This window comes from Chachezhania sediminis, from assembly GCF_009765275.1.
GTDB classification, from domain to species: domain Bacteria; phylum Pseudomonadota; class Alphaproteobacteria; order Rhodobacterales; family Rhodobacteraceae; genus Chachezhania; species Chachezhania sediminis.
In genome coordinates, this window is the sequence record NZ_VOPH01000012.1 from 93,925 (window position 1) to 106,761 (window position 12,837).

General features: G+C 67.9%; 10 protein-coding genes. 5 read left to right on the top strand and 5 right to left on the bottom strand.

Going from position 1 to position 12,837, the window contains the following annotated elements; all coding sequences use genetic code 11:
- Nucleotides 1-19: 19 nt before the first annotated feature.
- Complete coding sequence (locus FQK05_RS22730; RefSeq protein WP_158971268.1) at nt 20-919, bottom strand: GntR family transcriptional regulator; 900 nt, start codon at nt 917-919, stop codon at nt 20-22.
- A 139-nt stretch (nt 920-1,058) separates the two neighbouring features.
- Between FQK05_RS22730 and FQK05_RS22735 the strand changes: the two genes are divergently transcribed.
- The 4 genes from FQK05_RS22735 to FQK05_RS22750 are packed head-to-tail and all read left to right on the top strand — an operon-like array spanning nt 1,059 to nt 5,532.
- Nucleotides 1,059-2,180: a C45 family autoproteolytic acyltransferase/hydolase gene (locus FQK05_RS22735; protein WP_158971270.1), complete on the top strand. Its 1,122-nt coding sequence runs from the start codon at nt 1,059-1,061 to the stop codon at nt 2,178-2,180.
- Between the two features lie 3 nt (nt 2,181-2,183).
- Nucleotides 2,184-3,125 carry an ABC transporter permease gene (locus FQK05_RS22740; RefSeq protein WP_158971272.1) on the top strand — a complete coding sequence of 314 codons (942 nt, stop codon included), beginning with the start codon at nt 2,184-2,186 and terminating at the stop codon, nt 3,123-3,125.
- Nucleotides 3,122-3,934 carry an ABC transporter permease gene (locus FQK05_RS22745; RefSeq protein WP_158971274.1) on the top strand — a complete coding sequence of 271 codons (813 nt, stop codon included), beginning with the start codon at nt 3,122-3,124 and terminating at the stop codon, nt 3,932-3,934. Before FQK05_RS22740 ends, FQK05_RS22745 begins: the two co-directional genes overlap by 4 nt.
- Before the next feature lie 2 nt (nt 3,935-3,936).
- Nucleotides 3,937-5,532, top strand: a complete 1,596-nt coding sequence (locus FQK05_RS22750; RefSeq protein WP_158971276.1) for a dipeptide ABC transporter ATP-binding protein — start codon at nt 3,937-3,939, stop codon at nt 5,530-5,532.
- A gap of 235 nt (nt 5,533-5,767) precedes the next feature.
- On the opposite strand, the gene FQK05_RS22755 is transcribed toward FQK05_RS22750, so the two are convergent.
- The 4 genes from FQK05_RS22755 to FQK05_RS22770 form a co-directional block, all read right to left on the bottom strand.
- Nucleotides 5,768-7,333, bottom strand: a complete 1,566-nt coding sequence (locus FQK05_RS22755) for an ABC transporter substrate-binding protein (protein ID WP_158971278.1) — start codon at nt 7,331-7,333, stop codon at nt 5,768-5,770.
- Nucleotides 7,334-7,751: 418 nt separating this feature from the next.
- Entirely contained in the window at nt 7,752-9,101 is a 1,350-nt protein-coding gene (locus FQK05_RS22760) for a class-II fumarase/aspartase family protein (RefSeq protein ID WP_158971280.1), read from the bottom strand.
- Nucleotides 9,102-9,105: 4 nt separating this feature from the next.
- Nucleotides 9,106-10,086 carry a TAXI family TRAP transporter solute-binding subunit gene (locus FQK05_RS22765; protein WP_158971282.1) on the bottom strand — a complete coding sequence of 327 codons (981 nt, stop codon included), beginning with the start codon at nt 10,084-10,086 and terminating at the stop codon, nt 9,106-9,108.
- A gap of 46 nt (nt 10,087-10,132) precedes the next feature.
- Nucleotides 10,133-12,250, bottom strand: a complete 2,118-nt coding sequence (locus FQK05_RS22770) for a TRAP transporter permease (RefSeq protein ID WP_233270639.1) — start codon at nt 12,248-12,250, stop codon at nt 10,133-10,135.
- A gap of 120 nt (nt 12,251-12,370) precedes the next feature.
- Between FQK05_RS22770 and FQK05_RS22775 the strand changes: the two genes are divergently transcribed.
- Nucleotides 12,371-12,837, top strand: a 467-nt coding sequence (locus FQK05_RS22775) for a GntR family transcriptional regulator (protein WP_158971284.1), incomplete at its 3' end; no start/stop codon positions are given.

Genomic DNA, 12,837 nt, shown 5'->3' on the forward strand with positions numbered 1-12,837 from the left:
TGACCCCAGGGTCAGGACCCTAGTATTCCGCCGCCTGCTTCAGGTGCTGGCGCAGCAGCGCCTCGGCCCAGTCCATGTTGCCTGCCTCGACCGCGTCGAGCACGGCCAGATGTTCCTCGCAGGATTCGCGGATGCGGTCGGCGCTCAGTTCCTCGAAACTGGCCGCCTCCTGCATCCGGCGCAGGGCGTTCTGCTGGTGGATCGCATCGCGGTAGAACCGGTTGCCCGACATTGCGGCCAGCCCTTCGTGGAAGGACGCGTTCACGCGGAACCATTCTTCGCCCGTGGGCTGCAGCGCGCCGTCCAGGATGCGCCGGTGCATCCGGCGGATGCTGTCCAGCTGGCCCGTGTTGATCCGGAACCGGGGCGACCGCAACGCCGCGCATTCCACCGTGATCCGGAATTCATAGCTGTCCCGCAGCCCGTCCATGGAATCCAGCGAATCCGCAAAGCGCCAGCCGTGCCCGGGCTGGCGCTGTGCCAGCCCTTCGGCCGCGAACCGCATCAGCAGCTTGCGCACCACGCCGCGGGAAATGTCGTAGCGGGGGATCAACTCGGCCTCTGACACGTCCTGCGGCAGGTCGCCCGAGGCCCGGTCGCGCATGATCCGGCGATAGAGATCGTCCAGCGGACTGCTGGGGGCGATGTCGGCCACGTCCATGTCGCGCAGGTCGACCGCGACCTGAAGCCCGCGATGCGGCGCCGGCATGGCGGCGACGATGCCGCGTTCCGTCAACAGCCCCAGCGCCACCGTGACGGGCGAGCGCGACACGCCGAAGCGCCGCGCCAGATCCGGAACCGACAGTCGCGTGCCCGGCGCCCAGCCTTCGTCGCGGATCAGCTCCACGACGCCGCGCATCACCTCGATCTGCAGCGGCGTGATGTCGTCGCGGCTGTCGTCCTGTCCCACGCTGGCCATGATCCCCACTTGAAACGGTCCGGCAACCATAGCCGCTTCGCCCCCCCGGCGGTAGACGGCCCGCAGGACATTATTTGCTTTTCGTATGCTCAAAATGCACATACTGTGCCGGGAATACCCCGATTCAGGATCTTTCTTCATGGAACATCACCCGGCCTTTCCGCTGATCCAGACCCGTGGCACCCCGCGCGAACGGGGCCGCCTCTATGGCGAGCAGGCCCGGGACCGCATCCGGGGGTCGGTGGATCTTTACATGGGCTCGCTGGGCAAGCGCGGCCTGACCCGGGACGACGTGCTGGAAATGGCCGCAGGGTTTGCCCCCCGGATCCGCGACTGGGCCCCCGACCTGATGGAAGAGATCGAAGGCATCGCCGAAGGCGCGGACCTGGCGCAGGCAGAGATCGTGCTGATCAACGCCCGGACCGAGGTGCTGCAACTGGCCGACCGCCGGACCGGCACACAGCCCGACCCCGAACCCGACGGTTGCACCGGGGCGGTGGTTCTGCCCGGGGCCACGGACGCGGGCCACCTGATCCACGGCCAGAACTGGGACTGGCGGGCCGAATGCGCCGACACCTCGGTCGTGCTGAAGGTGGAACGCGACGACGGCCCCGATTTCCTGACCTTCACCGAGGCCGGGGGCCTCGCCCGGTCGGGGATGAATGCCGCCGGTATCTCGATCACCGCGAATTACCTGGAATGCGACCGCGACTATCGCGGCCTGGGCATCCCCCTGCCCCTGATCCGCCGCCGCGCGCTGGAGGCTGCGCATTTCGCCCATGCGATCAGGGTGGTCGCAGTGACGCCCAAGTCCGGGTCGAACAACATGATGCTGGGCTATGCCGGCGGGTTCGCCGTCAACCTGGAATGCGCCCCGGACGAATCCTTTGCGATCTATCCCGATGCGCAGGGCCTGATCGTCCACGCCAATCACTGGCTGCACAATGCGGCACTGTCGAAACTGAAGGACACCGGGCTCGACGATGTGCCCGACAGTCTCTACCGCGATGCGCGGGTGCGCCATCATCTGGACGGCCGGGCCGATCTGACGGTCGAGGATCTGAAGACCGCGCTGATGGACCGGTTCGCCGATCCCTACGGCGTCTGCCGTCCGCCCCTGCAGAAGGGCAACGGCAACCTGTCGGCCACCGTCGCCATGGTGCTGATGGAACCGGCCCTGGGCGTGATGGATATCGCGCCCCTGCCGGCGGTCAACGACACCTTCACCCGCTACCGGCTGGACATGGACCTGCGGGACTAGGCCATGCTGCGCTTCGTCCTGTCCCGGCTGTTCAGCGCTGTGCCGACGCTCGTTCTGGTGGCGGTCACGATCTTCGTTCTGATGCGCATGGTGCCGGGCGACCCGGCCACCCTGATGCTGGGCGATCTAGCGGAACCGGACCAGGTCGCGGCGATGCGCAGGTCGATGGGCCTGGACGATCCCGTCTGGGTCCAGTTCCTGACCTGGGCCGGGCAGATCCTGCGGGGCGATTTCGGCACCTCGATCGTGCTGGGCGATCCGGTGCTGCCCCTGATCCTGGACCGGTTTTCCGTGTCGGCGACCATCGTCCTGGCCTCGGTCCTTCTGGCGGTCGCCATCGCCGTGCCGCTGGGGATCCTGGCCGCCTGGCACCAGGACAGCGCCGGCGACCTGGCCGTGATCGGCAGCTCGACCCTGCTTCTGTCCATTCCCAGCTTCTGGATGGGGCTGATGCTGCTTCTGGTCTTCGGGCTGGAACTGGGCTGGCTGCCCATCGTGGGCTATGTCCCCTTCGGTCAGGATGCCTGGGCGGCGGCGCGGGCGATGATCCTGCCGGTCGTGACCATCGTGCTGGTCGAAATGGGCTCCATCGTGCGCATGGCCCGCGCCTCGATGATCGAGGTCAGCCGCCTGGAGTACATCACCCATGCCAGGGCCAAGGGCCTGTCGGAACGCGCGGTCATGTGGCGCCACGCCTTCCGCAACGCCTTTGCGCCCACCTGGACGCTGATCGGCCTGGTGCTGGGCAGCCTTCTGGCCAATATCGCGGTGATCGAGACGGTCTTCACCATCCCGGGCCTGGGCCGGCTGATGATCGACGCGATCTATGGCAGGGACTATCCGCTGGTGCAGGGCTGCCTGCTGTTCATCGCCTTCCTTTACGTGATGGTGAACCTTCTGGTGGACCTCGTCTATCCGCTGCTGGACCCGAGGGTCGCGGAATGAGACGCCTGCCCCTGAACCTGTGGATCGGCGGCACCGTCGTGGGCATCCTTCTGCTGATGGCGCTTTTCGCCCCCTGGATCGCGCCCGTCGACCCGCTGAAGCTGGACCTGCCCGCCCGCATGCAGGGCCCGGGCGGCGGGCATCTTCTGGGCGGCGACGAATTCGGGCGCGACATCGCCTCGCGCCTGATCTACGGGGCGCGCACCTCGGTCGGGATCGCGCTGGTGACGACGCTGGTGGCCGTGGCGCTGGGGCTGGTCTTCGGCACGCTGGCGGGGTTCCTGCGGGGCCTGCCCGACCGGGCGATCATGATCTTCAACGATGCCTTCCTGGCCTTTCCGGGCCTGCTGCTGGCGCTTGGCTTCATGACCGTCTTCGGCGCCAGCCGGACGGGAATCGTGATCGCACTGGGACTGGCCTACATGCCCGTGGTCGTCCGCCTTGTGCGCGGCACGGTCCTATCGGTCCGTGCCCGCGAATATGTCGAAGCCTCGCGCGTGGGCGGCAATTCCGAACTGTACACCATGGTTCGGCACGTTTTGCCGAATTGCATGGCCCCGGTGATCGTGCTGGCCACCACCATGTTCGGCTGGATCATCCTGTCGGAAAGCTCGCTGTCGTTCCTGGGGCTGGGCGTGCCGCCGCCGGCGCCCAGCTGGGGCAACATGCTGTCGACCGCCCGCCCCCACGCCGCGCAGGCGCCGCACATGGTGATCCTGCCGGGGCTCTGCATCGCAATGTCGCTTCTGGGGGTGAACCTTCTGGGCGACGCGCTGCGCGACTGGCTTGACCCGAAGATGAGAGGCTGAGGATGCAGGACGGACTGATCGTCAGGAACCTGACCATCCGCCCCGACCGGTCGCCGCTGACGCTGGTCGACGATCTGGAATTCGCGATCCCGCCCGGTCAGTTCACCGCACTGGTGGGCGAAAGCGGATCGGGCAAGACCTTGGCCGCACGGTCGATCCTGGGCCTGCTGCCCCAGGGCCTGTCGCCCACGCCGGACAGCCGGATCCTCTTCGACGGCGAGGATCTGACCCGCGCCTCGGCACCGCAGATGCGGGCGATCCGGGGCGCGCGGATCGGGATGATCTTCCAGGAGCCCATGGTCTCGCTGAACCCGTCGATGCGGATCGGCCAGCAACTGGCCGAGGCGATGCGCCTGCACACGACGCTGTCGACCCGCCAGATCCGGGCGGAATGCCTGGCCATGCTGGACCGGGTGCAGATCCGCGACCCCGAACGCTGCCTGTCTGCCTGGCCCCACGAATTTTCCGGCGGCATGCGGCAGCGGATCATGATCGCGTCGGTCATGCTGCTGAAGCCCCGTCTGCTGATCGCCGACGAACCGACGACGGCGCTGGACACGCTGGTCAGCCGCGACGTGCTGGACCTGATGGTCGACCTGACCCGGACCAGCGGCACCTCGGTCCTGCTGATCAGCCACGATCTGGGCATGGTCGCCCGCTACGTGGACGACGTGGTGGTGATGGAAAAGGGCCGCGCCGTCGAAAGCGGCCGCGCCCGCGACGTGCTGCGCGCACCGCAGAACGCCTATACAAGGAAACTGGTCGCCGCCCTGCCCCGCCGCGGCCCTGCCCGCCCGCCGACGGATGCCGCGCCGCTGGTCGAAACCCGCGGCCTGTCGATCGGCTATCCGGAAAAGGCCGGGCCCCTGCGCCCGAAACGGTTCCGCCGCGTGGTCCACGACGTCGACCTGGCGATCCGCCCGGGCGAGACACTGGCGCTGGTCGGCGCCTCCGGTTCGGGCAAGACGACGCTGGGACGGACGATCATCGGGCTGGAACGGCCCGAAACCGGCAGCATCCGCATTCGCGGGCAGGACATCGGCGATCAGGGCACCGCCTCGCGCTGCCGGGCCCGGCGCGACATGCAGATGATCTTTCAGGATCCCTATTCCTCGCTCGATCCGCGGCAACGGGTCGGTCCCCTGCTGGTCGAGGCACTGCGCCATCTGCCCGGCCTGTCCGACGGCGACCGGCGTGCCCGCGCCCGCGACTGCTGTGTCGAGGTCGGGCTGGATCCCGCCCTGATGACCCGCTTTCCCCACCAGCTGTCGGGCGGGCAGCGCCAGCGCGTGGCCATCGCCCGGGCGGTCATCGCACGGCCCGCCTTCGTGGTCGCGGACGAACCGGTCTCGGCGCTCGACATGACCGTGCAGAAACAGATCCTCGACCTGATCCGCCACCTGCAGGACAGCCACGGCTTTGCCTGTCTTTTCGTCAGCCACGATCTGGGCGCCGTCGAACAGGTGGCCGACCGCGTCGCGGTGATGGAGGCCGGGCGCATCGTCGAACTGGCCCCCCGCGACCGGATCTTCGACGCGCCGGAACATCCCTACACGAAGCGCCTGCTGGAAGCGTCCCTGCGCCTGAACGCCGCCTGAACGCCATATGAACGGGCCTGACGCAGACTGTTCCGACTTGTCCGTCCCGGCCTGATTTGCCCGTCGTGACAGGTCCGACCGGCCCGGCCCGGTCCGTCCCGTCCGGGACGACATCCCACAGCATGACAAAACGGCCAGAGGCATGCCGGCACCGGTCCCCAAATGCAGACGGGCGGGAAAATCCCCGCCCGCGCACCGGAAAACGACCCGGTCACCCGGCCTTTGAAGCGGCCCGTCAGTCGGCCTTGCCGACCCCGAACAACAGCGTCTTGTCGGCGGCCCAGACGGTATAATTCTCGACCTTCGGCCCCAGCGCGTCGATCACCGGCTCGTAGTACAGGCCGAAGATCGGCAGGTCCTGCACCATCAGCTTGTGCAGCTGCTTGAAGATCGCCCGGCGTTCCTCGACATCCGCGGTCTGGGTCGATTTTACGTAAAGCGCCATCGCCTCGTCGCTTTGCCACTGGCGGCTGGGCGACGCTTCCTTGTCGCCGATCAGGCGGCCGTACATCTGCGACGGGTCCAGCCGCGCGGAATAGCCGAAGCTTTGCATCTGGAACTTGCCCGCCAGGTAGTTGTCCAGCTGTGCCGCCCAGTCCAGCGTCTCCAACTCGGCATTGATGCCGGCGGCCATCAGCATCGCCTGCACCAGCACCGCATTGTCGTACATGCCCTGATAGCGGGTGTTGGTCTGGATCTTCACCGCCTCGCCATTGTACCCCGCGTCCTTCAGCAGCGCGGCCGTCTTGGCCGGGTCATATTCCGGCCATTCCAGGAAATCCTCGTCGAAGAAGACGCTGGCCTCGGCCACGGCCGAGGAATTGTGCGACGCCAGGCCGTTGGTGCGCACCTCAACGATCTGGTCCCAGTCGATCGCATGGGCCAGCGCCTGCCGGAAGGTCAGGTTCGACATCATCGGGTCCAGCGTCTGGACCAGAAGCGGCGTCCAGCTCAGCCCCGGCGCCGAATCCACGACGATCCCCCGGCCGGTCGCCTGGTCGATCCGCGCGGCCTCGAATCCCGGCAGGATGTCGATCTCGCCCGCGTAAAGCGCGGCCTCGGCGGCGGCGGTATCCGGGATGACCTGGAACCGCACGTGATCGACACCCGCGGTCCGGTCGCCCGAAAGGCCCGACAGCGGCGCGCCCGACGGCACATAACCGTCATAGGCCGTCAGCTGCACATATTGCCCCTTGGCCCAGTCCTCCAGCATGAAGGACCCCGACCCGATGGCGCTGCCCGCGATCCACTTGCCGTCCTCGCCCACATTCGCGGGGCTGGCGATCCAGGCGTTGCACTGGATATTGGCCAGCTGCATCAGGAACAGCGCATTGGGCGCGTTCAGGGTGAAGACGACGGTGGCGTCGTCCGGCGCCTCGACCGACACGACCTCCAGCCCCTTGGCGCCGTTGAACTCCGACGCGCAGACCCATTCATTGGCCGGATCGGTGCGCCATTTCCAGTTCCACAGCACATCGGCCGAGGTCACGGGCGATCCGTCATGAAAGGTCGCCCCGTCCCGGATGTGGAAGGTATAGACGGTCCCGTCCCCGGAAATCGTCCAGTCCTTCGCCAGCGCCGGCCCGATCCCCAGATCGGCGGTAAAGGCCACCAGCGTTTCGAAGATGTGGTGAGTGACGGTGTCCGAGTTGCTGTCGCGGTTGAACCCGTCCAGCGCCCGGATATCCGCATTCATGCGCACGTTCAGCACCGTGTCCGCCTGGGCCGCACCGGCCATGGCCAGCCCGGCAGACAGCACAAGCGCCGCACATGTCGCGCAGCGGCCTGAGTGAATAGTCATGTGGAACCCCTGTCGGTTGTTATCTCCCGCCCGGACCCGACACCGGCAGGACCGATACCGGGCGCAGACTCTTCACCGCAACCTTACAGCGTTTTGATTGCATGAAAAGCATTTTTGGATTCGGATATTCCACCCTGCCGGCCTTTTGAATGCCAGTTTGCGCAATATGGCAGCAGGAAAGCGCCGCGGCAGACACCGGCACAGCACGTCGCGACCGCCGGGGCGGCGCCCGGCGGGTCTGCAAGACGGGGCAGGACAGGGAATGACGGGGGTTCAGGCAAAGCGTCGGCGTCCCGCGCGAAACGCGCCGGCGCCGGATGCCGAGCGGCACAGGGAAGACCGGGAAAGCACAGACCGAAGGAACCGCACGGCCGCCCGAACGGCGGACGCAGGACCGGCCCCGCCGCCCGGATGCGGCCTATTCGGCGACGTCGCGCACCGCACCGCCGATCCGGGCCAGCACCCGGTCGATCATCGCGGCAGCGGCATCGGTCCCGGCGGCGGCGTCGGTCAGGCCCGGCGGCAGGGTTTCGCCCGCGACCTCGGCCAGCGCGGCCTCGAATCCCGCGCCCCCGTTGCCGACGCGGTGGGCGACCTCGTGCAGCACGGCATGGGCGCGCAGGCGGCCCAGCTTTTCCGACAGGTGGATCATCGCCGCCTCGGAATGGATCAGCCCGCCGGTCAGGTCCAGGTTCGCGCGCATCCGGTCGACGTTCACTTCCAGCCCCGCCAGAAGCTCGGCCGACAGCGTCGCGGCCCCGGCCAGCTGCGCGGTCGCATCGCAGATCGCCATCCGCTCGCGATAGCCATGGCCCAGCCCGCGCTCGTGTTCCTGAAGCATCGCGTCCAGCACCACGGCCGGCGCGCCCTGCACGGTGCGCGCGGCCTCGATCATCGCCTCGCAGATCACCGGGTTGCGCTTCTGCGGCATGGTCGACGAACTGCCCCGCCCCGCCGCCGCCGGTTCCGCCAGCTCGCCGACCTCGGTCGACATCATGTGCGCGATGTCCACCGCCATCCGTCCCAGCGCCGCCAGCATCGCGGCCACGGCCCCGGTCAGCCTTGCCATCCGGTCGCGGCTGACATGCCAGGAAATGTCGGGCTCCGTCAGGTCCAGCCGTTCCGCCAGCGCCTGCCGCACCGCCATGCCACGGTCCCGAAGCGAGGCCAGTGTCCCGACAGCGCCGCCGAACTGAAGAACGGACGCGGCGTCCAATGCCGCGGCAAGATCGTCCCGCGCCCGCGCGATCTGGTCCAGCCAGACGGCGACCTTGTAGCCGAAGGTGATCGGCACCCCGTGCTGCAGCTTGGACCGCCCCGCCATCGGCGTGTGCCGGTGCCGGGCGCACAGATCGGCCAGCAAACCCACCGTCCGGTCCAGATCCGCCAGAACAGGACCAAGCGCGGCGCGCAGTTGCAGCACCTGCCCCGTGTCCATCGCGTCCTGCGTCGTGGCGCCGTAATGCACCCACTGGCCATGGGGACCGACCTTTTCGGCCACCATCTCGACCAGCGGCGCGATGGGATAGCCCACCGTCGCCGACCGGACCCGCAGCAGGTCCAGGTCCAGCCCGCCCGACCGGCAGGCGGCTGCCACGGGCGCCGCGGCCTCTGCCGGGATGATGCCAAGACGGCCCTGAACCTCGGCCAGGGCCGCCTCGAACTGCAGATAGGCATCGACCGTCCCCGCCTCGCCGAAGACCGACATGGCGCGCAGATAGCCTTGCGTCTGGGACAGAAGCCCCGGGGCGGTCGATGCCAGGCTCATGCCCTTATCCTTCGCTGCCGGGCGCGATGGCGGCCGGGATCTCGACACCGACTTCCTGATAGTACTTCGCGGCGCCCGGATGCAGCGGGATGAACGTGTCCTGCAGGATGTTTTCCGCCACCGTGCCCTTGGCCGCGGCATGGGTCGCCACCATCCGTTCGTTCCCTTCCAGGATGGCCTTCGTCACCTGGTAGGCCACGTCGTCGGGCATCGAGGCATCGACGACCACGAAGTTCCACATCGCCACCGTGTCCAGATCGCCGCCGGGCGTCTTGTAGGTGCCCTCCGGGATCACGAAGGGCACGGCATAGGGATTGGCCTTCAGAAGCGTCGCCTGGGTTTCCGGGGACATGCCGAAGATGGTGACGTCCTGCGTGTTCTCCAGTTCCGACAGCGCGGGGTGTGGAATGCCGCCCGCGGTGATGATCGCATCCAGCCGGCCATCGGCCAGCTGGCTGGCCTGGTCGCCGATGCCGCCATATTGCAGGCTGGCGTCGATCCCCATGCTGTCCATCCAGCGGGTCCAGTAGGTGCCGCCGGTGCCCGCCCGCGGGCCCGCGCCCACGCGCTTGCCTGCCAGGTCGTCCAGGCTGTCGATGCCGCTGTCTTCCAGCGCGATCATCTGGAACGGCGTCGGATACATCGCGAACAGAACCCGCAGGTCCCCGTATTTCTTGCCGGGCGCCAGCTCCAGCTCGCCGTTCATCGCTTCCCATGCGGGGCCCGATGTGGTCATCGCCAGTTCCGTCTGCCCGCCCTGCAGCAGGATCAGGTTCTGCGCCGGGCCCTGGGTCTGCCGGGTCGAGGTCGGGATGCCCACGACATCGCTGACCACGCCGGCCACGCCTTCGCCATAGATCGCATAGACGCCGCCCGGCGACGCGGTCGAAATCGTCATGGACGCGGGCGCGGTCTGTGCGCCCGCCGGCAGGGCCGTGGCAACGGCCAGCGCCGCGGCCGCGATGAAGCTGTGTCTGATGGTCATGGGGTCTCCTCCTCGGGGTTGTCTCTTGGGGTGGTTCCTGAAGGGCTCAGCGCCCGGGTGCCGCGGCCACCGCGGCAGGCGCGGCCCGCCGCCGGGCCCACAGCAGAAGCAGCGCGGCGATGGCGAGCCCGGCAATGTCGGTGCCCAGGCTGGACCACAACAGCAGCAGCGCCGCGATGGCGGCCACGATGCGTTCGACCGGCGTGGCGGGGCCGTAAAGCTGCCCCTCGCCCGCGACGGCGATCAGGTAGATGGCGACCAGCGCGGTGGCAAAGACATGGGCCGTCTGGATCCAGCTGCCCTGCAGCAGGATTTCGGGGCTGGTATAGAACATGAAGGGCAGCACGAAGGCCGCGATGCCATAGCGCATGGCGCGGATCGACGTGGGCCAGGGCTTGCCCCCCGCGATGGCCGCACCTGCAAAGGCCGCGATGGCAACCGGCGGCGTGATGGCCGAGATCACGGCGCAGTAGAAGACGAACATATGCGCGGCCAGCGCCGAAATGCCCATCTGCTGAAGCGCGGGCGCCACCACGGCGGCGGCAATGGCATAGGCCGCGGTCGTGGGCATCCCCATGCCCAGGACGATGGAAATCATCATCGCCAGCGCGAAGGCCAGCGCCTGGCTTTCCCCCGCCGCCGACAGCAGCACGGACGAAAACCGGCCCCCCAGCCCCGTCAGCCCCAGCACGCCCACGACGATGCCGGCACAGGCCATCACGCTGATCAGCTGCAGCGACTTGCGGGCGGAATCCGCAAGGCCCCGGAAGGTCTCGACCCCCAGAACCTTCACGGCACCGGGCAGTTTCGCGGCCTTGCCCGTGACGACCGCCAGAACCAGCAGCAGCGCCATGCTGGACAGGAAGGCGATGGCGCCCGCGATGTTCACGGCCATCCCCGTCAGCGGCAGCACCACGAACAGGACCAGCGGCAGCGCCAGCACATAGGACCGGAACCCGATCTCGCGGCTCAGCAGCACCAGCAGCGTCGCGGCCAGGCCCCAGGTGCCGGCGGCAATGATCGAATAGCCCGACAGCAGGATGTAAAGCAGCACCGCCAGCGGCAGCAGCAGGAAGGCGTCGGCCTTCAGCTCGGCCACCTTGGGAAGCTCCTTCCGGGGGATCCCGGTCAGGCCGGTCCGCAAGGCTTGCAGGTCCACGGTCAGATAGATCGCAAGATAGAACAGCAGGCAGGGCAGCGCCGCCGCCACGACGATGTCGGAATAGGGAATGCCGGTGATTTCCGCCATGATGAAGGCCCCTGCCCCCATCACCGGCGGGGCAAGTTGTCCGCCCGAAGACGACGCCGCCTCGATCCCGCCGGCGCTTTCGCGGGAGTAGCCCACGCGCCGCATCATCGGGATGGTGAAGGTGCCCGACGCCACCACATTGGCCACGGCCGACCCGGACACGGTGCCGAACAGAAGGCCGGAAAAGACCGACACCTTGCCCGGACCGCCGCGCGCCGCGCCGAAGAGCGTCATCGCCAGCCGCATGAAATAGTCCCCGGCGCCCGAGGCCTGCAGGAACACGGCAAAGGCCACGAACAGGATGATGTAGCGGGACGAGGCCGCGACCGTCATGCCGAAGATCGCGTCCTGGCTGTAGAGGAAGGAAAAGAAGTTCGCCGTCTGGAACCCCTGGTGATGCAGGATCCCCGGCAGCCACGGGCCCACGAAGACATAGCCCATGAAGATCAGCGCGATCACCGGCAGGACCAGCCCCGCCACCCGACGGGCGAATTCCAGCACCACGATGGTGCCCGCCACGCCGCAGATGAAATCCCCTGTCGTGGTGATGACGCCCGTGCGCATGATCAGCATCTGCAGGTTCACCGCGACATAGACCGTGCAGCCGATGGCGGCCGCGATCAGGATCCAGTCGGGGATCGGGACATTGCGCCCCCGTTCCCCCCGCCAGGCCCGGATGCCGATGAAGGCCAGCGCGGCACCCATGTTGACGTGGATCACGCGATAGACCCATTCGTCGATGGACCAGAAGTTCAGGACCGCCAGGTGGAACGCCGCATAGGCCGCCGACAGCACCGTCAGCGCCACGCCCAGCCACCACGGCAGGGACCGGTCATGGCCTTCGGCGTCCAGCTCCTGCGCCCCGTCCACGGCCTGTTCCATCCCGGCCTGAAGACCCGCGCGATCCATGGTCATCCCCGTCTCCCCCTAACTTGTTCGAACAAGTTGACTTATGCGGATATGTTGGTGCAAGATGGGCAACAGGTCAAGCAGGGTCATGGGGACTCTGCGCAAGCCATTGGAATGCCTGCTGAAATGAAGAAGCGTTACCCCGAGGTGGCAGCCCGAATCATGGCCGACCTGCGGTCCGGCAACTTCAGGGTCGGCGACCCGATGCCCAGCGAGGCGGTGCTCTGCGCCCGTTTCGGCGCCAGCCGCTCGACCATCCGCAGCGCCATGGCCGAACTGCAGCGGATGGGCATGATCGAACGCAAGCAGGGTGCGGCGACCCGCGTCACCTCGACCGAACCGCCGCCGACCTATGTCCATTCCATGTCCGCCACCGGCGACCTGATGCACTTCGCCGGGCCGTCTTTTCGCAAGGTGCAGGACATCGCCCCCCTCGTCGCGGACGAGGCGCTGGCGCAGCGGTTGGGCGACCGCCCCGGCCGGCGCTGGATGCTGATCCGCCAGACCCGCCATATCGACGGGCAGGACGCGCCGGTGGGCTGGACCGACGTCTACCTGGCCGACGACTATGCCGACATCGCGGACGAGATTCC